The sequence below is a fragment of the Neobacillus solisequens genome (genome assembly GCF_051233465.1).
Classification (GTDB): domain Bacteria; phylum Bacillota; class Bacilli; order Bacillales; family Cytobacillaceae; genus Neobacillus.
Genome location: NZ_JBKFGJ010000019.1, coordinates 24,783 through 45,862 on the forward strand (window position 1 = coordinate 24,783; position 21,080 = coordinate 45,862).

The 21,080-nt window shown below is 38.6% G+C and carries 16 protein-coding genes; 4 read left to right on the top strand and 12 right to left on the bottom strand.

Annotation, left to right across the window (positions count from 1 at the left end):
• The first annotated feature begins 323 nt into the window (after window positions 1-323).
• The 3 genes from ACI3K6_RS17785 to ACI3K6_RS17795 are packed head-to-tail and all read left to right on the top strand — an operon-like array spanning window position 324 to window position 4,106.
• Window positions 324-1,796: a spore germination protein gene (locus ACI3K6_RS17785; RefSeq protein ID WP_435555893.1), complete on the top strand. Its 1,473-nt coding sequence runs from the start codon at window positions 324-326 to the stop codon at window positions 1,794-1,796.
• A gap of 29 nt (window positions 1,797-1,825) precedes the next feature.
• Window positions 1,826-2,932, top strand: a complete 1,107-nt coding sequence (locus ACI3K6_RS17790; RefSeq protein ID WP_435555894.1) for a spore germination protein — start codon at window positions 1,826-1,828, stop codon at window positions 2,930-2,932.
• The gene (locus ACI3K6_RS17795) at window positions 2,913-4,106 is read left to right on the top strand and encodes a Ger(x)C family spore germination protein (protein ID WP_435555895.1); all 1,194 of its coding nucleotides are present in this window, start codon (window positions 2,913-2,915) and stop codon (window positions 4,104-4,106) included. Before ACI3K6_RS17790 ends, ACI3K6_RS17795 begins: the two co-directional genes overlap by 20 nt.
• 89 nt (window positions 4,107-4,195) lie before the next feature.
• Here ACI3K6_RS17795 and ACI3K6_RS17800 read toward each other — a convergent pair whose 3' ends face one another.
• The 5 genes from ACI3K6_RS17800 to ACI3K6_RS17820 form a co-directional block, all read right to left on the bottom strand.
• Window positions 4,196-4,672 carry a MaoC/PaaZ C-terminal domain-containing protein gene (locus ACI3K6_RS17800; protein WP_435555896.1) on the bottom strand — a complete coding sequence of 159 codons (477 nt, stop codon included), beginning with the start codon at window positions 4,670-4,672 and terminating at the stop codon, window positions 4,196-4,198.
• A gap of 84 nt (window positions 4,673-4,756) precedes the next feature.
• Entirely contained in the window at window positions 4,757-5,695 is a 939-nt protein-coding gene (gene mdh / locus ACI3K6_RS17805) for a malate dehydrogenase (RefSeq protein WP_435555897.1), read from the bottom strand.
• 71 nt (window positions 5,696-5,766) lie between these two features.
• Window positions 5,767-7,035, bottom strand: coding sequence for an NADP-dependent isocitrate dehydrogenase (gene icd, locus ACI3K6_RS17810; protein WP_335477453.1), 1,269 nt, complete (start codon window positions 7,033-7,035; stop codon window positions 5,767-5,769).
• Between the two features lie 125 nt (window positions 7,036-7,160).
• Window positions 7,161-8,279, bottom strand: coding sequence for a citrate synthase (citZ, locus tag ACI3K6_RS17815; protein ID WP_435555898.1), 1,119 nt, complete (start codon window positions 8,277-8,279; stop codon window positions 7,161-7,163).
• A 341-nt stretch (window positions 8,280-8,620) separates the two neighbouring features.
• Window positions 8,621-9,055 carry a DUF441 domain-containing protein gene (locus ACI3K6_RS17820; protein WP_435555985.1) on the bottom strand — a complete coding sequence of 145 codons (435 nt, stop codon included), beginning with the start codon at window positions 9,053-9,055 and terminating at the stop codon, window positions 8,621-8,623.
• 221 nt (window positions 9,056-9,276) lie between these two features.
• On the opposite strand from ACI3K6_RS17820, the gene ytvI reads away from it, so the two are divergent.
• Entirely contained in the window at window positions 9,277-10,392 is a 1,116-nt protein-coding gene (gene ytvI, locus ACI3K6_RS17825) for a sporulation integral membrane protein YtvI (RefSeq protein WP_435555899.1), read from the top strand.
• Between the two features lie 55 nt (window positions 10,393-10,447).
• Here ytvI and pyk read toward each other — a convergent pair whose 3' ends face one another.
• The 7 genes from pyk to dnaE form a co-directional block, all read right to left on the bottom strand.
• A complete protein-coding gene (pyk, locus tag ACI3K6_RS17830; protein WP_435555986.1) occupies window positions 10,448-12,208 on the bottom strand; it encodes a pyruvate kinase in 1,761 nt (586 codons plus the stop codon).
• A gap of 30 nt (window positions 12,209-12,238) precedes the next feature.
• Window positions 12,239-13,198: a 6-phosphofructokinase gene (gene pfkA / locus ACI3K6_RS17835; protein ID WP_435555900.1), complete on the bottom strand. Its 960-nt coding sequence runs from the start codon at window positions 13,196-13,198 to the stop codon at window positions 12,239-12,241.
• A gap of 307 nt (window positions 13,199-13,505) precedes the next feature.
• Window positions 13,506-14,483, bottom strand: coding sequence for an acetyl-CoA carboxylase carboxyl transferase subunit alpha (gene accA / locus ACI3K6_RS17840; RefSeq protein ID WP_335477458.1), 978 nt, complete (start codon window positions 14,481-14,483; stop codon window positions 13,506-13,508).
• Window positions 14,477-15,382: an acetyl-CoA carboxylase, carboxyltransferase subunit beta gene (gene accD / locus ACI3K6_RS17845; RefSeq protein WP_435555901.1), complete on the bottom strand. Its 906-nt coding sequence runs from the start codon at window positions 15,380-15,382 to the stop codon at window positions 14,477-14,479. Before accD ends, accA begins: the two co-directional genes overlap by 7 nt.
• Window positions 15,383-15,563: 181 nt before the next feature.
• Complete coding sequence (locus ACI3K6_RS17850; RefSeq protein ID WP_435555987.1) at window positions 15,564-16,142, bottom strand: FadR/GntR family transcriptional regulator; 579 nt, start codon at window positions 16,140-16,142, stop codon at window positions 15,564-15,566.
• Window positions 16,143-16,197: 55 nt separating this feature from the next.
• Window positions 16,198-17,436 carry an NADP-dependent malic enzyme gene (gene ystJ / locus ACI3K6_RS17855; protein WP_435555902.1) on the bottom strand — a complete coding sequence of 413 codons (1,239 nt, stop codon included), beginning with the start codon at window positions 17,434-17,436 and terminating at the stop codon, window positions 16,198-16,200.
• Between the two features lie 211 nt (window positions 17,437-17,647).
• Complete coding sequence (gene dnaE, locus ACI3K6_RS17860) at window positions 17,648-21,001, bottom strand: DNA polymerase III subunit alpha (protein WP_435555903.1); 3,354 nt, start codon at window positions 20,999-21,001, stop codon at window positions 17,648-17,650.
• Window positions 21,002-21,080 lie beyond the last annotated feature (79 nt).

The window sequence follows — 21,080 nt, forward strand, 5'->3', positions numbered from 1 at the left end:
TCCCCCATAAAATTCCAAACTAAGGTTATTTTCTTTCATTATAATATAAATCTGGGAAGAATACTTGTTTGGATACCTTTACCATACAAAGTTAGTAAATCTGTTTGCAATGGAAGCTTTTCTACACATTTATGCTGTAAAAATAAAATATTTTTTCAAAAATATGGAATGATAAAAATGGGTGATATATATGTGGGAATCTATAGTTTCGAAACTTCCTGATTGGCTAGTATTAATACAGGCAATGATTACCTTCCTTGTCCCATTTTTAATTTCACGTCTATTTATGTGGATTAACAGCCTTAAGGAGAGGGTATAAACGAATGGAAGAATCAGCGAAGCCGTTATCAGGAAAAATTAAAAATGATTTAGAGTTGGTTAAATCAGAAATAGGTCATAATTCAGATCTAAATATTCGCGAGTTTTATATCGGTACTACCGGTATTCCGGCAGCAATCATATTTCTGAGCGGACTTTCAGATAAAGATTTGATTGATAAACATATCTTACACTCTTTGATGTTACAATTCCCTGAAAGTTATCAGGGAAATATAAAGGAATTCATTAGGTATCAAGTACTTTCTATCAGTGGAATAACGGAAGTTAAGAATGTAAGTGACCTAGCTTCCAAAGTTATGGCAGGTTCCACTGCCCTATTAATAAACCAGGTGGCTGGAGCACTCATTCTCAATACGACGAAATCGAAAAGTCGCAGTATTGAAGAACCTGTTTCTGAAGCATTGGTTCGTGGACCAAGGATTGGCTTTACCGAAATTTTAACGGATAATACTGCCATTTTAAGACAAAATGTGAATAATCAAAACCTGTCAATCCACAATTTTCAAGTAGGGAAACAGGCAAAAAAAGAACTTGCTATTGTTTTTATGGAAGATATTGCCGACTCTGAATTGGTAGAAGAGGTCAAGAAGAGGATCAGGAAAATCGATATTGATGATTTACTTGAGTCGGGATATGTTGAGCAATTGATTGAAGATAATTTCATTAGTCCTTTTCCTCAGGTACAGAATACGGAACGTCCTGACAGAGTGATCGGGGCTTTAATGGAAGGAAGAGTGGCCATCATTTTGGATGGGACACCTTTTGCTTTGATTGTTCCCGTCACATTCAATATGTTACTTCAATCTCCGGAAGACTATTATGAACGTTGGTTGCCTGGAACCTTAATTCGGCTTTTGCGTTATTTTGGAGCATTCTTATCATTATTTAACCCCGCTCTGTATATCGCTTTTATTTCTTTTCATCCCGGATTGATTCCAACCAAATTGGCTTTGTCGATTGTCGGTACTAGAGAAGGTGTTCCCTTTCCTGCATTGATTGAGGCATTGATCATGGAAATTTCCATTGAAATATTACGTGAAGCAGGTTTGCGCTTGCCTAAACCGATTGGCCCTGCCATGGGGATTGTTGGCGGTCTCATCATTGGGGAAGCAGCTGTGCAAGCAGGAATTATCAGTCCCATAATGGTCATTGTTGTATCATTAACCGCCATATCATCTTTTGCAATTCCACAATATAGCGTCGGGATTACATTACGTATACTGCGCTTTTTGGCAATGATCTGTGCTGCCCTGTTAGGGTTATATGGGATTATCCTATTTTTCCTATTACTGTGCATTCACTTAGTGAAATTGAAAAGTTTTGGCGTCCCATACTGCAGTCCAGTTGTTCCTTACCGATTAAGCGACTGGAAGGATCTTATGGTACGTGTACCAATAGGTATGATGAAACGCCGTCCAAAAATTCTTGACCCAAAGGATTCAGTCCGAAAAGGATGATAATTGCCATATTATAGGGGGAACAAAGCATGAAAACAAACCCTAAAGACCTATTAACCACCCCTCAAGCTGTGGTAATTCTAATTAATTATGTACTGGCTGCAGGGATCCTGACACTTCCCCGATCATCTGTTGATAAGGTGAAAACACCTGATGTTTGGATTTCTGTGATACTGGGAGGATTAATCTCATTTATGGCCGGTTTCATCATGGTTAAATTAAGCCAACAATTCCCAGAAAAAACCTTTTATCAATACAGCAAGGAAATCATTGGAAAATGGCTAGGAGCCATACTTGGTCTGCTTATGGTTGGTTATTTTTTGTCGCTCGCCGCATATGAAGTAAGAACACTTGCTGAGGTAACCGGATTTTTCTTACTTGAGGGCACCCCAATCTGGGCAATTATTATGCCTTTTATGTGGCTTGGCCTATATTTAATTATAGATGGCATTAATCCCATTGCCCGTTTATTTGAAATTATTTTCCCCATTACTGTGGTGGTTTTTTTGCTCGTTACCTTTTTAAGCATAGGCTTATTTGAACTGGATAATCTTCGTCCTGTTTTAGGGTTGGGTATCATTCCAGTATTAAAGGGGGTAAGTACAACGGTAATGGCATACTTAGGACCAGAAATTATGTTAATCATGGTCTCCTTTATGCAAAAGCCTAAAAAAGCCATTAAAGTATTAACGATTGGAATTTCAATATGTATGTGTTTTTACATTATAACTGTAGTGATGGTCATTGGTGCATTATCAATTGATGGAACAGCCTCAAGAACCTGGCCTACCATCGGGCTGATACGAAGCTTTGAAATTCAGGGGTTAATTTTTGAACGCTTTGAGTCCATGTTACTCGTTATTTGGATTATGCAAATCTTCGCAACCTTTATTGTCACTTATTATGCTGCCACTTTAGGATTGGCCCACATTTTCAATAAAAAGATGAAACCATTTATGTTTGGAGTTTTGCCTTTTATATATATAATTGCAAGATATCCTCAAAATTTAAATATGGTCTTTAAATTTGGCGATTATATTGGCTGGTCGGCCCTGTTCTTATTTGGCGGAGTTCCACCATTATTATTTGTAATCTCTAAACTTAAGGGAGCTAAACATGAAGCAAAGAACTCTTAAAACCTTGTTTCTCTCATCTTTTTTACTCTTTTCTTTAACAGGATGCTGGAGCAGTAAAGAAATTGAAGAATTAGGTTTTGTAGCAGGGACTGCAATGGATTTGAAAAAAGAAGATCCTTTTAAAGGAGACATGGAAGGACCAAATGAGGGCAGTTCTAAACAAATAAGCTTGACACTGACAAACCAGTTCTTCACAGCCCAGACTAATAGCCAAAACACTCAAAAAGGTGGATCCCAAAAATCATACCAAAATATTACTGAATCTGGACATTCCGTTATATCAGTATTGCGAAAAATGGTGTTAAAAAATGAAAAACGTTCATTTGGCCAACATTCAAAGGTCATTGTCATCAGTGCGGACCTTGCACGGAAAGTAAATCTGCAGAAATTATTAGATTTTTTTCTAAGAGAAGTAGAAATTAGACAAAGCAGTTATATTTTTATTGCCAAAAACAGTGCTAAAAAAACTCTCGAAACAAAAGAATCAAGCGTCATTCCTGCTTACCATTTATTTCAAATAACGAAAAGCCAAGAAAGAACTACTAAAATCCTTCATTCATTACCTTTGGCCAAACTGCAAGGAAAACTCCATTCAGGAACAAGTTTTTTGTTGCAAAATTTAGTCACTGAAAAGGGAGAAGTTAAATTTTCAGGAGCTGCCGTAATCAAGGGAAAATCAAGAAAATTAGTCGGTTTTATAAATGAAAAGGATATCGAAGGCTTGAATTGGTTGACAGGAAAGGCAAAGGGGGGTCTAGTTAATAGTATTGATAAAGAAACAGGGCAACCTGTCACATATGAGATAAAAACTTTGAAAAGTAAAATTACTCCTCATATGGTAAAAAATCAAATTTCCTTTGATGTAAAAATTGAATCCCAAGGAACTCTTGCTGAACATTGGGATCGATCCGGAAAGCCGTCTGATGAGAAATTTTTGAAAAAGGCAGAAAAAAATTCTGAAGAAGAAGTGGAACACTTAATAAAGAATGTATTGGTTAAAACACAAAAGAAATACAAGATTGACGTGGTCGAGTTTGGAAAAGAATTTCAAATTAAATATCCTAGAACATGGGAGAAAATAAAAAAGGATTGGGAACAAACATTTAGTAATGTTCCGATCCATTACAGTGTCGATATAAAGATAATTGATTATGGTACCCTGATCGGGGACTAATCATGGAATAACTTAAAAGATAATCTTTGAATAGTAGACCCTCTTTTAAAAAAGCCCAGACAAGGAATGCCCAAAAGCATTCCTTGTCTCTAAAAATTTTCCATAGCCGTCCCATGAATCACTTGCAAGCGGTGAGGTGGACAAACTTTCAACGTTCCCTGGATCACTGTTTCTTTTTTTTCATTTGTCCCGGTTATATGGATGGTAACTGTGTGATCCTCATTTGATACATCCATCACTTCGAAGAAAAATTCTACCATGCAATAATGATAAACTGGTTTGGGAAACTCAATATTTTGGCTGATAATATGACTACCTGGCCCTGGTAAATATTTAGAGATCGCCGATGTAATTAAACCTGTCAGCATGATGGATGGAACGATCGGCTTTTCGAATGGGGTCTGAGAAGCGTAGTCATGCTGAATATAAAGTGGGTTAGCATCATCGGTTAGTCCTAAATAAAGCAGTATGTCCTTATCCTCTATTTTCTCTGTTAATGACAATTTTTCTCCGATATTGATTTCATCAATTCTCCTGCCTATTTTTCGTTTTTTTCCTAATAACATCGTCTCACGCCTCCAATGAAAACGGTTTCAAAATATAACTAAGAGAAATTCGGGGCACCTTCCCCCCGAATCTCCAAATTCATTTTAAACTAATACGTTCATTACATTTTTGACGGAATCAGCTGATTTATCAAGCGTTTCTTTTTCTTCTTCGGTAAGTTCAAGCTCAATGATTTTTTCAATTCCCCCGGCACCAAGAATCGTTGGAACGCCAAGGTAAATACCATTGTAGCCATACTCACCTTCAAGAAAAGCAATAGAAGGTAATACACGGCGTTGGTCTTTCAGGATCGCCTCGCACATCTCAACTAGTGATGCTGCAGGTGCATAGTAGGCGCTTCCATTTCCAAGCAGGTTAACGATTTCACCGCCGCCTTTTCTAGTGCGTTCAACAATCGCATCCAGCCGTTCTTTTGGAATTAATGTTTCTAGCGGGATTCCACCAGCATAGGAATAACGAACAAGAGGAACCATGTCATCACCATGACCACCTAATACAAAACCGGTGATATCTTTAACAGAAAGATTTAATTCCTGTGAAATAAAAGTACGGAAACGGGCTGTATCAAGGACGCCGGACTGACCAATTACACGATTTTTTGGAAACCCTGATTCTTTAAATACCGTGTAAGTCATTGCGTCAACTGGGTTTGTTAACACAATGATAATCGCGTTGGGAGAATACTTGGAAATTTCCTGTGTAACACTTTTCATTATCTTTTGGTTTGTTTGCACCAGATCATCACGGCTCATACCAGGTTTGCGAGCAATCCCTGCGGTGATGACGACTATATCAGATTCCTTTGTATCTTCATAGTTGGAAGTACCGATGATGTTGGCATCAAAACCTTGAACAGGACTTGCTTCAAGCATATCTAATGCTTTTCCTTTTGTTGGATTCTCCATTTGTGGAATATCAACTAATACAACATCCCCAAGTTCTTTTTGTGCCAGTAAAAATGCAGTTGTTGCTCCTGTGAATCCCCCGCCAATAACAGAAACTTTCTTGCGTTTTAATGACATCTCCTTCTCCCCTTTGTTCGTATTATAGATGAAACAACGGGCCGTCCGAAAACAGCCCATTAGTTAAATCATTATTCCATATTTTTGATAAGCTCATCAGCAAATTCTGAAGTTTTCACTTCAGTAGCCCCTTCCATGAGACGAGCAAAGTCATAAGTAACAACTTTAGATGCAATGGTTTTTTCCATAGATTTCGTAATCATTTTAGCTGCTTCATTCCAGCCAAGATGCTCAAGCATTAATACGCCTGATAAGATCACAGAAGATGGGTTAACTTTATCAAGATTTGCATATTTAGGTGCTGTACCATGTGTTGCTTCGAAAATGGCATGACCAGTTTCATAGTTAATGTTTGCTCCTGGTGCAATACCGATACCGCCAACCTGCGCAGCTAATGCATCAGAAATATAGTCACCATTTAGATTCATTGTAGCCACAACATCGAATTCGCGTGGACGAGTTAAGATTTGCTGTAAGAAGATATCTGCAATGGCATCCTTCACAATAATTTTGCCTGCTGCTTCTGCCTCTGCTTGGGCTTTATTTGCCGCATCTGTTCCTTGTTCTGCTTTAATGCGGTCATACTGTGCCCAAGTAAAGACTTTATCGCCGAATTCTTGTTCTGCAATCTCATAGCCCCAATTTTTAAATGCGCCTTCGGTAAATTTCATGATATTCCCTTTATGCACAATTGTAAGGGACTTTCTTCCCTCTTTAATCACATAGTTAAGTGCTGAGCGAACAAGGCGCTTTGTACCCTCTTCGGAAATTGGCTTAATGCCGATACCGGATGTTTCAGGGAATCTGATTTTCTTAACTCCCATTTCAGTTTGAAGGAAATTGATGATTTTCTTCACTGCATCTGAGCCTTTTTCATACTCAATACCAGCATAAATATCTTCAGTATTTTCACGGAAGATAACCATATCAGTATCTTGTGGACGTTTTACAGGTGATGGAACACCTTCAAACCATCTTACAGGACGCAAGCAAACAAATAGATCTAACTCTTGTCTAAGAGCAACGTTTAAAGAACGAATACCGCCTCCAACTGGAGTTGTTAATGGTCCTTTAATAGCAATTAAATATTCATTGATGACATCGAGGGTTTCTTGTGGAAGCCATTCACCTGTTTGGTTAAACGCCTTTTCTCCAGCTAAAACTTCTTTCCAAACTAATTTGCGCTCACCTTTATAAGCTTTTTCTACTGCTGCATCTAATACTCTATAGGATGCTGCCCAAATATCTGGACCTGTTCCATCCCCCTCGATAAATGGGATAATTGGATTGTTTGGTACATTTAGTACACCATTATTAACCGTGATTTTTTCACCTTGCATGTTGTAATCTCCCTCCTATGTTATGTACAAAAGTTTAAAAAAATAGCAGACTGAATCAAAGGTTAGAGAATTCTCTAACCTTTACTCAATCTTATTACATCAATTTTTTGCAAAAAAGTAAAATATTAACCCCTTTGTTCAATAGGGATATATTTTTGCATTCCAGGGCCGGTATATTCGGCACGAGGACGAATAAGACGATTGTTCTCGTATTGTTCAAGGATATGAGCAAGCCATCCTGAAACACGACTAACAGCAAAGATAGGTGTAAACAGGTCGTGGTCAATCCCCAAGCTGTGATAGACAGAAGCAGAATAGAAATCAACGTTAGGCGGCAATTTCTTTTCCCCTGTCACGATGCCCTCGATTTTAACGGACATATCGTACCATTGTGGTTCGCCTGTAAGCTCTGTTAATTTCTTAGACATTTTTTTCAAGTGCTTGGCACGTGGGTCACCTAGACGGTATACTCTATGACCAAAACCCATTATTTTTTCTTTCTTTTCAAGTTTACCATGTACGTAGGATTCAACATTTTCTGGTGAGCCGATTTCAGAGAGCATCTTCATAACTGCCTCATTTGCTCCACCGTGAAGAGGTCCCTTAAGTGCACCAATAGCGGCGGTAACTCCTGAATAAATATCAGATAATGTAGCCACACATACACGAGCAGTAAAGGTAGACGCATTTAATTCATGGTCAGCGTGCAGTACTAATGCTTTATCAATTGCTTCCTCTGCAATTTTGTCAGGTACATTGCCGGTTAACATATAAAGGAAATTAGCTGCAAAGCTTAAATCCTGTCTTGGGGCCACAGGCTCAAGTCCTTTTCTAACACGTGCAAATGTAGCGACGATTGACGGCATTTTTGCCTGCAGACGGATCGCTTTACGGAAGTTTGCTTCTGGCTCCATGACATCTGCTTCGTCATCGTATAATCCTAAAAGGGAAACAGCTGAACGAAGTGCTGCCATTGGATGTACTTTTTGAATTGGATACATTTTAAAGTGCTCAATTACTTCTTGAGGCAGAGCTGAATTTTCAGCGAGTTGTTTTTTCAACTCAGCTAATTGAGACGCATTAGGAAGCTCACGATGCCATAATAGATAAATTACTTCTTCAAAACTTGCATTTTCTGCTAAATCATCAATGTCGTAGCCAACATAGGTTAGAGTGTCATCAATAATCGAGCTAATTGAGGAAGTTGTTGCGACTACCCCTTCAAGACCACGTGTAACTGTCATAATAATCTCTCCTTCACCTTTCTAAATTTCCCCATTACCCATATTTCTTTAAATATTTTAAACTGGAATACTTAGGCAGCATCCAGTTCAATTGAAGAAACGGCATTAAAGTACAGTTCAATTACATTCGTGAAAAACTGACTGAGCGATTGCTCGAAGTTGAAACAAAAGCATGTATGCCCTTTCATTCAGGTGAATAATTATTTTACAAGTAAATCAGTATGTCTATGTGGTTTTATGTAAAAAACTAGACGCTTACAAGCCTATTATAAACAATTTTGAGATTTTTGTGAACGAAAAGGAACTGAAAATAACAAAAAAATTATTATTTTACAAAAAATCTAACTAAATAGTCCAATTAATTTCATGGCAGAATATGCAATCCCTGCACCGATTAAGGGGCCAACCGCAACTCCTTTAAAAATTGAAACAGATAGAATCGTCCCTAAAACTAATGCGGTCGTAATTTGGGGGTCTTCTGCCAGTAGTTTTACTCCACCCTTGGCCAGTAGAGCAACAAGTATCCCTGAAATTAAAGCGATCCATGCATAATAGGATTTAAAGGCTCCGGATAAATCCTTAAATCCGATATCACCGCTTGCAATCGGGGCTAATACAGCAATAGTAATAATTGTGATCCCCCAATTGATCCCCTTTGTTTGAATCATACCAAATAACTTTTCATTCATTCCTGCAGTTTTTAATAAAAGAAGCACCAAAATAGCAATCATCAATGAACTGTTTTTTGCAATATATCCAATAACTAACAATAACATTAAAAATAAAACCGATTCATTTACCAAATTAATCCACCCTTTCACTAAATTATACTACCATAATATTCATAAAACTTATTCAATTATTATTTAATTGTGGAAACCTTTTTCATAGAAAATCGTATGATTACACTAGAACGATTCCTGTGCATGGAAAAATATGCAAAGACGTTTATAAAATGGTAAACTATACTAGTCACCCTTGGAAGGAGGTTTACTTTTTGAGTCGCATTTACATAAACCGTACAATCAGGTTTTTACTCGTAATTGGTATTATTGTTTTGGGGCTTTTCTCGTTTTATTATTTGTCCAAAGTTACCTATCCATTTTTAATCGGCCTAGTTATCGCCTTTATGATTAACCCGCTTGTCAATCTATTTGAAAAGAAAGCAAAAATGCCGCGGGCTTTAGGTGTCTTTATCGCATTAATTATTATTTTTGCGGTATTTGCCGGTCTCATAACATTATTAGTTGCCGAAATTGTTTCAGGTGCAAATTATTTGGCAAATGTAGTTCCAAAACATTTAGATACTTTAATCAATTACATTGAAAAATATTTCACTGCACAAATCCTGCCTCTTTATGACCAAATTTCCGGCTACTTTAATAAACTTGAAACCGGACAACAGGATACCATTATAAATAACATCCAAAATGTCGGGAAAAAGATTGGCACTACCGTTGGTTCATTCATACAGAATCTGTTTTTAGGTATTCCCAATATTTTATCTTGGATTCCAAATGCTGCCACAGTCCTAATCTTTTCGTTGTTGGCGACCTTTTTTATCAGTAAAGATTGGTATAAATTAAGGGGAATTGGCAGTAAGATTTTACCTGACCGTGCCAAGTCTAGCAGTAAAACAGTATTTACTGATTTAAAAAAGGCATTATTTGGTTTTATTAAAGCTCAGCTCACCCTTATCTCCATCACTACAGTGATTATTTTAATTGGACTATTAATTTTAAGAGTTGATTACGCCATAACAATTGCTTTATTGGCTGGTATTGTTGATGTTCTCCCTTACTTAGGCACAGGGGCAGTGTTTGTCCCATGGATCATATATGAAGTCATCGGGGGAGATATGGGACTGGCAATTGGTCTTGGTGTCCTTTATATTATTGTCCTAGTGCAGAGACAGATTATGGAGCCCAAAATTCTCTCTTCGAATATTGGTTTGGATCCATTAGCTACCCTTATTTCCTTATTTGTGGGCTTTAAGCTTATTGGCTTTTTAGGTCTGATCCTTGGACCTGTGACATTAGTTATTATCAGTACTCTTTATCGCGCCAAAGTATTTCATGATATTTGGTTGTTTATAAAAGGAAAAGAAATTTAAGCTTCCTTATAAAAAAACGTCAACTCCACTACGGAAGCTGACGTTTTTTTTTTATTTAAAGCACACTTGCGTGTCCGTTATAGATTATACCTCTTGTGGCATCAACTGTGACTTCTTGGCCTGATTTTAGGATACTTAATGCATTTTCTACTCCTACAATGACAGGAATGCCAAGGTTTAGGCCTACAACAGCAGCATGGCTGGTTAATCCGCCTTCTTCGGTAATAAGGGCAGCACACTGTTCAATGGCCGGAACCATTTCGCGGTCAGAGCCTATTGTTACTAAAATTGAGCCTGGTTTTACATTTTCGTTGGCTTCGGCAGCATTATGGGCAATTACAACTTTACCGAATGCAGATTTTCTGCCAATTCCTTGGCCTTTCGTGATAACATCACCGACAATATGGATCTTCATTAAATTAGTTGTTCCTGACTCACCTACTGGAACACCAGCAGTGATGACAACTAGATCACCATGCTTAACAATACCACTATTTAAGCTTTCTTCAACTGCAATATCAAGCATTTCATCTGTTGTTGTGGCAGCTTTTCCAAGTTGTGGGTATACACCCCAAACTAATGAAAGACGACGGCAGATATGTTCATTCGCTGTTACAGCAACAATATTAGCTTTTGGACGGTACTTGGAAATCATTCGAGCAGTATGTCCACTTTCAGTTGGTGTAATAATCGACTTCACTTCAAGGTTTAATGCAGTATGGGCTACAGACTGACCAATAGCATCTGTTACATTATGCTCGGTATCCTTGCTTCGTCTTGATAAGATTTCTTTGTGATTTAATGCTGATTCTGCTCTGGAAGCAATATTATGCATTGTCTGCACAGCTTCAACAGGGTATTGACCGGCAGCAGTTTCACCGGAAAGCATAATAGCATCCGTACCATCAAAAATGGCATTGGCTACGTCACTTGCCTCTGCTCGTGTTGGTCTTGGATTTCTCTGCATGGAATCAAGCATTTGGGTAGCTGTAATAACTGGTTTTCCTAATGCATTACATTTTTTAATCAGCATTTTTTGGACAAGTGGAACTTCCTCGGCAGGAATTTCTACCCCAAGGTCACCACGAGCAACCATCAACCCATCGGAAACCTCAAGGATTTCATCTATATTATCCACGCCTTCTTGGTTTTCAATTTTTGGAACAATATGGATATGCGCTGCATTATTTTCTTCCAATAGCTGACGAATTTCCAAAACATCTTTGGCACGACGTACAAAAGATGCTGCAATAAAGTCGACTCCCTGCTCAATCCCGAAAAGAATGTCTTGTTTATCCTTTTCAGTAATGCCTGGTAAATTGACGGAAACTCCAGGTACGTTAACGCCCTTTTTATTTTTTAATGTTCCGCTGTTTAAGATTTTCGTATGAATCTCTTTCGCGTCGCGGTCAATTTTCAACACTTCAAGACCAATGAGACCATCATCGAGTAAAATACGGGAGCCAACATGAACATCTTCAATTAATTCAGTATATGTAACAGAGAATTTCTCAGTTGTCCCTTCCACTTCAGTCATGGATACGATAATATTTTCGCCGGCTATTAATTCAATTGCCCCATTTTGCATATTATTCGTACGAATTTCTGGACCTTTTGTATCAAGCAGGATTGCAACAGTTTTATTTGTAGCTCTTGCAGCTTCACGAATATTTTTGATTCGCATTCCATGTTCTTCAAAGTTTCCATGAGAAAAATTCAAACGGGATACGTTCATGCCCGAATTAATTAATTGTGTTAGTTTTTCTACGCTTTCACTTGCTGGGCCAATCGTACAAACGATTTTTGTTTTACGCAACATTCTGTATAGCCTCCTATGGGTCACCTATTAAATCGATAATTCTTTAGAAAGTTTGAAAAGGTCCATATCTAGTTTATGTTTTCTTCCTAACGCTTCGATGATATCATAATCAACCATCTTGTTATTTTCAATACCAACAGCACGGCCGCCTTTACCCTCGATTAGCAGTTCAACCGCTCTTGCACCCAATCTGCTTGCAAGTACACGATCCTGAACTGTTGGAGAACCGCCGCGTTGAATGTGACCTAATACTGAAACCCTTGTATCAAAGTTAGTTAATTCTTTCAATTGTTTAGCAAACTCTACGCCACTGCAGACGCCTTCCGCAACGACAATGATACTGTGCTTTTTACCGCGTTCTTGACCTTTACGCAGTCTGTCAGCAATCTCATTCATATCATAGCCTTCTTCAGGGATTAAGATTGTTTCGGCACCCCCAGCTAATCCAGCCCACAATGCAATATCACCAGCATCTCGGCCCATAACTTCAATAACAAATGTTCTTTCGTGGGAAGTCGCTGTATCACGAATCTTATCAATTGCGTCAATAACTGTATTTAATGCAGTATCAAAGCCGATCGTCATATCTGTTCCAGGAATATCGTTGTCAATTGTTCCTGGCACTCCTACACATGGATAGCCATGTTCAGTTAAGGCTTTAGCCCCCATATAAGAACCGTCGCCGCCGATCACAACAAGACCTTCGATCCCATGTGCTTTAAGTTGTTCAATTCCCTTTTGCTGACCTTCTAATGTTCTAAATTCAGGACAACGCGCAGACTGAAGCATTGTGCCTCCTCGATGAATAATATCACCAACAGAACCAAGTTCAAGTTTTTTTATTTTACCGGCAATAAGGCCGGCATATCCGCCATAGACACCATATACTTCGACATTATGAAAAATTGCTTTTCGGACAACCGCCCGGATGGCTGGATTCATACCAGGTGAATCCCCGCCGCTCGTAAGTACCCCAATTTTTTTCATGACCGTCACCTCTGTAATAAAATAAAATCTTATGTAAAAAGTTCACAAGAAGGTCATCGATAAAACAGATTTCCCTCTATTTATTATGAGCATAATACACGTGAATATTTATAAAATATCACGAAGAAATGTTGATAACAACTGTTCCATGGAGTTAATTAAAATAGACGAAATAATTAATTAATTGGAACCGTTTTATTTTTGAATGAATACGTTATCATTATCTATTTGGTGAAAAAATATTTACAAATTCATGAACAAAATCAACATTCTATAAAAAGGAAAACGTGCTCACTGAGCACGTCCCCTATTTAGCTCCAATATAGTCCTTTAAAAAGCCAAACTCTCCAATCGTTCGGAAGCGATTATAGCGGTCCTCAATCAATTCTTCTTCTGACAATTTTACAAGCTCTTTTAAAGACTTTACTAATATCTTTTCAATCTCTTCGGACTGCTTTTTAACGTCCTTATGTGCCCCACCCTTAATTTCAGGGATAATGTCATCGATGACACCTAATTGTTTAAGATCAGGCGCGGTTATTTTCATGGATTCAGCTGCGTTTTTAGCAAGAGAAGAATCCTTCCATAAAATTGCAGCAGCTCCTTCAGGAGAAATAACTGAATAAGTGGAGTTTTCAAGCATATAGATTCGGTTCCCAACACCTAGTCCTAATGCTCCTCCACTGCCCCCTTCTCCGATCACAATACAAACTACTGGAACTCGCAGACCACCCATTTCAAATAAATTACGGGCAATTGCCTCACTTTGGCCCCGTTCCTCCGCAGCCTTTCCTGGATAAGCCCCTTTGGTATCAATAAAGCAAATGATCGGCCTGTTAAACTTATCAGCCTGTTTCATTAAGCGAAGGGCCTTTCTGTATCCTTCCGGATGAGGCATTCCGAAATTTCTGCGAATGTTTTCTTTCGTGTCCTTACCACGCTGATGGCCAATGACCGTCACCGGCACTCCTTTAAATTTCGCAATTCCCCCGACAATGGCTTCATCATCCGCAAAGGTACGATCACCGTGACATTCAAAAAATCCATCAAAAAGATAGGAAATATAATCAAGTGTCGTTGGTCTGTTAGCTAGACGGGCAATTTGCACTCGATCCCAAGGTTTAATGTTTTCATATATATCATGTTCCAGTTTTTCAAGACGCAACTCTAATTTTTTAATTTCAGAGCTTAAATCAACATCAGCACTCTTAGTAAACTCTTTTAACTCTGAAATTTTTTGTTTCAATTCCACAATTGGGCGTTCAAATTCCAGTTCTCCTACCATGTAGGTTCACCCCCTGGCTGATGGATATCAAGGATATTTGTTATTTGTTCCACCAATTCCAAGCGTGGGATGATGGCATCCAGCTGACCGTGTTTTAATAAAAACTCAGATGTCTGGAAGTCTTCTGGTAACTTTTCACGAATGGATTGTTCAATAACCCTTCTGCCTGCAAAACCAATTAGTGCACCTGGCTCTGCCAAATTATAGTCACCAAGCGAGGCGAAGCTTGCAGAAACCCCGCCAGTAGTAGGGTGGGTCATGATCGAAATGATTAACCCTCCATGCTCACTAAATCTTTTCAGTGCCACACTTGTTTTCGCCATTTGCATTAAACTAAGCGCACCTTCTTGCATTCTGGCACCGCCGGATGCTGTAAAAATGATAAAGGGAACAGACATCTCATCCGCTTTCTCAATGGCTAGAGTGATCTTTTCACCAACAACGGAGCCCATGCTTCCCATACGAAACGATGAATCCATAATGGCTACAACAACCTTATGGCCGTTCACAGCACCTGAGCCTGTTACTATTGCCTCATTTAAATTACTTTTTTGGCGATCTTTTTCTAGTTTTTCCAAATAATCAGGGAAATTCAACGGATTTTTGGACACCATATTTTCGTTTATTTCCTGAAAACTTCCTTCATCAATAAAACTATCAATTCTCTCTTGTGAATTCATTGGAAAATGATGTCCACAATGAAGGCATACCATTAAGTTTTTTGCCAGTTCCTTCGTATACATTATTTTTTTGCAGGAAGGACATTTTGTCATAATTCCTTCAGGAACATCATGTTTTGCAGCTTCTGTTGGGATGGCAGCATATTTTTTCTTTTTTGTGTTAGGTTTTACAAAGAGATCTTTCAGCGCCAAAAAATAAACCTCCCTTGTCCGATACATTTAGATGATTATATCTTCCATTTTTTCCTATTCAGAAGTCTTTCTATCTTCGATTATCTTCATACTTAATTATCTTCGTTCCCAGTGGTCAGACCACTTTTACCAAAAATAAATAACCTTTCATGCAATCATGCAAGGCTTGTACAAATTTCAATATAAAACATATTTATTTCAAAATCTGTTAGTTCTTGTCGATTAAAAAAGACAAATTTCGTAGTTTCTTGTATGCCAATACAGTCTGGGATGAATCTTTCTGTGTTAAAGCCATGAGCAAGGACTGATAATCTTCTCGCTTATATTGAACTGGATGAAAATGCAAAGAATTATAATAATCCTTTAAAATGGTCCAAATCCTTAGGAAAAGATGGTTATCTGCCATTTCGATAATTCGAAAAAAGAAATCATCGTCATGAATGTTGACAGTTTGGTTAAACCATTTTAAGATCTCAGTCATTTGATTTTGGTTACACTTATCGGCTGCAAGACGGAGACAGTCAATCTCAATCAAGTATTTTGTTTCAAACACATCTCGTTTTGCTCTTTCATCCTGCAATATAAACGTGCTAAGTAATTGTACCAGTTGGTGGCCTTGAAAGTCGCGTATAAAGGTACCTTCCCCGCGCCGTGTCTCAATTAACCCCAGCAGTTCCAGTGCTCTTAATGCTTCTCTAACGGAAGAGCGCCCGACATTCAGGCGCTCCGACAATTCCCGTTCAGAAGGTATTTTATCTCCAGCTTTTAATCCATCCGCTGTTATCATTGTTCTTAGTTGTTTAACTATTTCCAAGTAAACCTTTGTGTTCGTCACTATGGCTTCACTCACTTTTACCAATTAGAGCGAGTCTCTTTGTTTTTTCCTTTATCTCTTCTGGATCCACTTTAATACGGGCTACTCCGGTTTCCATTGCGGTTTTAGCCACGCCTGCTGCTACATTTGGAGCTACTCTCGGGTCGAACGGTCCCGGAATAACATAGTCAGGATTTAGTTCATCTTCACTAATTAAACTTGCAATTGCTTCAACGGCAGCAATTTTCATTTTTTCATTGATATGTGTTGCCCTAACATCTAGCGCACCACGGAAGATTCCAGGGAATGCTAGAACATTGTTAACTTGGTTAGGGAAATCCGATCTTCCCGTACCTACAACTTTTGCACCTGCAGCTTTCGCTTCATCCGGCATAATCTCTGGTACTGGATTAGCCATCGCAAAGATAATGGCATCAGGATTCATTGACGCAACCATTTCCTTAGTCAGAGCTCCCGCTACAGAAACCCCAATAAAGACATCCGCGCCCTTGATAACATCCTGTAAACTTCCTGTAAGATTATCACGATTTGTATACTTAGCCACTTCTGCCTTAACAGCATTCATTCCATGAGGGCGTCCCTCATAAATGGCTCCCTTTGTATCACACATAATGATATCTCTTACCCCATAGCTGTAAAGTAATTTAATAATGGCAATTCCAGCTGCCCCCGCACCGTTGGCAACTACTTTGATTTCCGTCATTTTTTTACCAACAAGCTTAAGCGCATTTACTAAACCGGCAACTGTTACAATGGCTGTACCATGCTGGTCGTCGTGAAAAATCGGGATGCTTGTTTCCTTTTTCAATCTTTCTTCAATGACAAAGCAATTTGGTGCTGCAATATCTTCAAGGTTAACTCCACCAAAGGTTGGTTCCAATAGTTTAACGGTTTCAATAATTTTTTCAACATCTGTTGTATTTAAACAAATTGGAAATGCATCGACTCCCGCAAAGCTTTTAAATAAAACAGCTTTTCCTTCCATTACCGGAAGTGCTGCTTCGGGTCCAATATTACCCAACCCAAGAACTGCAGTCCCATCTGATACCACGGCAACCATATTCCCTTTCATGGTATATTCATAAACGGTTTCCGGCTTCTCATAGATATCTTTACATGGTTCTGCAACACCTGGTGAATAGGCAAGGCTCAGATCATGCGCGTTGCTAACCGGCACTTTCGATTTTGACTCTAACTTTCCTTTATTAATCCGATGCATATGTAATGCTTCTTCCCTCAAAGTCAAGAAATGTCACCCCTTATATGATTATAAAGAAAACTAGCGACTGGCGAGCCTAACAGGCGAAGACAGAGGCGTAGTTGTCTTTATGCCTAATAGGAAAGTTAATACTTTTCTATCGGCCAAAAGAATATAAACATACATTATTCCAGCTGTGGTGGTCAGACCACACTCGTCTCTTTTACCACTATAACATATCTTTAGAAGTTGTAAAGAATTAATCTTTTAAGACGACATTGTTTGCCCCAAGAAAATTTTTCAAACTTTGAAGCAATTCGGGGGTTGGATTAATATTTTTTTCTTTGGCCAATCTCACCGTTTTCCGAGTAACTTCAAAGTGCAACACTACTCCAGCCTCTCCCTTATTTTGATCTAGGATTATATTTAATTGATGAAGAGTTGAGTCATCCTGGTGTTTCTCGGTAAGTTTCAGATATAATACTGGCTGTTTTTTTACCTTTAGCCATTGTTCCATATCTACGGCATGTTTGATAATTAATTGGCTTTTCCCATCGCGCTCTTCCAATTTCCCTGAAATAACTACAAAGCTACCTTGCTCAAGGAGCAGCGAGTATCGTTTATATACTTCCGGAAAAGCGACAGCTTCCATTTCTCCTGTCGAATCACTTACGGTTAGAAAGGCCATTAGATCACCCTTTTTCGTTCTAATCGTTTTTTTGGAAGAAATATAAATGCCTGCTTCCTGTTTTACATTACTATTTTTAAAATCATAGAGCAAAAGAGCCCCGCCTTGCTTAAGCTCTTTTGCGTAAATTGAAATCGGATGACTGGACAGATACATGCCAAGGACCTCTTTTTCAAAGGAAAGTTTTAATTCTTGGCTGATCGAATCCACATGAACATATTTTGGTTTTGGAATCATGTCTTCGAAAAAATCAATTTGAGCATCATCATCCGGTTTAAAAATTTGCGCATGTTCGATGGCAACATCCAAACTGGCCAGAAGAACAGCACGATCCTCTCCAAACTCATCAAAGCTGCCGGAATGAACTAAAGACTCCAATGTTTTTCGATTAACCGCCTTTGAAGAAACGCGGATACACAAATCGAATAAATCTGAGAAACGTTTCGCTTTTCTTGCTTGAAAAATTTCTTTCAACGCAGCGGCCCCAACACTCCTAATTGCTGCCAAACTGTAGCGGATCCCCCCCTTTTCCACTTGAAAAGCAAAACCGCTATGATTAATCGATGGTGGCAAAATAGTTATTTCTTTTTGTTTTGCTTCCATTATATATTGGGCAATTTTTGTTTCATTTCCGATGGCCGAAGTGAGAAGTCCTGCCATGAAATAAACCGGATAATTCGCTTTTAAATAAGCCAGCTGGTAGGCAATCATACTATAGGCTACTGCATGGCTTCTATTAAATCCATAATTGGCGAATCGGACAATCAAGTCATATAAATCATTTGCCAATGTTTGAGCATACCCATTTTTTATGGCGCCTTGCACAAAATGATGGCGTTCTTGATCAAGTGCCTCTTTTTTCTTTTTCCCAACGGCTCTTCTTAACAAGTCTGCTTCCCCAAGAGAAAATCCGGCAATCTTTGAGGCAATCTGCATGATTTGCTCTTGATAAACAATGACACCGTAAGTATTTTCGAGGATGGGCTTTAAATCAGGATGTAGGTATTCTACCGTTTGCTTACCATGCTTTCGATCAATGAACAGAGGGATATTTTCCATTGGACCCGGCCGATACAGGGCATTAACTGCCACAATATCTTCAAAACGGGATGGCTTAAGACGGACGAGGACTTTTCGCATTCCATCTGACTCTAACTGAAAGATTCCGGTTGTTTCTCCTCTTGCCAACAATTCAAAGGTCTTGACGTCATCTAATGGAATAGAGCGGATCTCGACTTTTCGGCCCGTATTTCGAGAAATGGTGGTCAAAACAGACTCCAGCAAGGTGAGATTCCTCAAGCCAAGAAAGTCCATTTTCAAAAGACCAATTTCTTCGAGGTATTCCATTGAATATTGTGTTAAATAAATATGATTTGATCCATTCTGAATGGGAATTAGATCGATTAGGGGCTTCTCACTCAAGACAACCCCCGCAGCATGGGTGGAAGTATGACGTGGTAACCCCTCCAGTTTTAATGCCGTTTTATATAGCCTTTGATTTAGCGGAGTTTCATTTACATAATTTCTAAAACCCTCAGATTGATTATATGCGTCTGTAAGATTAACCCCTAAATGAGCAGGTACCAATTTCGATAAGTGATCTAGTTCCTTTGTATTTAATCCAAATACACGGCCCACATCTCTAAGAGCAGCTTTAGCTGCCATAGTGCCGAATGTAACAATTTGTGCGACATGGAGTTCACCATATTTATTTGCTACATATTCAATCACTTCATCCCTACGGACATCAGGAAAATCGATGTCGATATCGGGCATGGAAATCCTTTCGGGATTGAGGAACCGCTCAAATAAAAGATTATGTTTCAAAGGGTCAACATCTGTAATAAATAAAGTGTAGGCAACAAGTGAACCAGCTGCTGAACCTCTTCCAGGCCCTGTTAAAATCCCTCTTTCCCGAGCATAATTCATAAAATCCCAGACGATTAAAAAATAATTGCTAAATTGCATTCGTTTAATAACCGATAATTCATATGTTAATCGGTCCATATACTCGGGGGCCGGTGAGGAAAACCGTTCGCTTAATCCTTTTATGCACAGTTGCTCAAGGTATTCATCTGCGGGAATATGATGTTCAGTTGGATAGGAAGGCAGGAATGTTTTATTTAACTCCATATTCACATGACATTTTTGGGCAATTAAGAGTGTATTCTCAAGTGCTTGCGGGATCTCAGAAAAAGAATCCACTATTTCAGCCGCAGTTTTTAAATAGAACTGATCACTTCCCAATTGTTCACGATGGTCGTCCTGCAGCTTGTCTCCATTTTTAATCGCAAGTAAACATTCTTGGGCAAATGTATCATCCTGCTCCAAATAATGGACTCTGTTTGTGGCAACAACCGGGATATTGAATTCTTCTGATAGAGCGAGCAGTTCTTTCCTAAGTATTGCTTCTTCCTCAATCAGATGGTTCTGCAATGACAGAAAAAAACGACCGTTCCCAAAAATTCGGTTTAGTTTTTGCATGATATTTATTGCAAACTCACGATCTCCCGAAAGCAAAGATTGCTCGATTTCCCCTTCTATGCCTGGGGTGATCGCGATCAGCCCATCTGAATAATGTTTTAGCCATTTTAGAGGAATTCCATTTTCAGCTTTTGTCTGAACGGTTGAAGATATTTTCAACAGATTCCTAAAACCGTTGTCATTCTCAGCTAGTAGAACTAACGGAAATGCGTCTTGTTCCGTTTTGCTTCCTACAACATCTACGGTTAAACCGATAATGGGTTTAATCTGATGCTTCTTACACAGCTTGTAAAACTCTACGGTTCCATACATTACATTCTGATCCGTTAGGGCTAGAGCCTTGAATCCCTTGTTAACGGCATTCTTTACTAAATCAGCCACTGAAGCTGTGCTGGATAATAAACTATAAGCACTATATACATGAAGGTGAATAAAAGACATTTCGTCACACCCTTATTTCTATATTCTTTTATATTATAGAGCTTCTAGTAAAAAAAAGAAAATATGTTCTGTTTTTTCC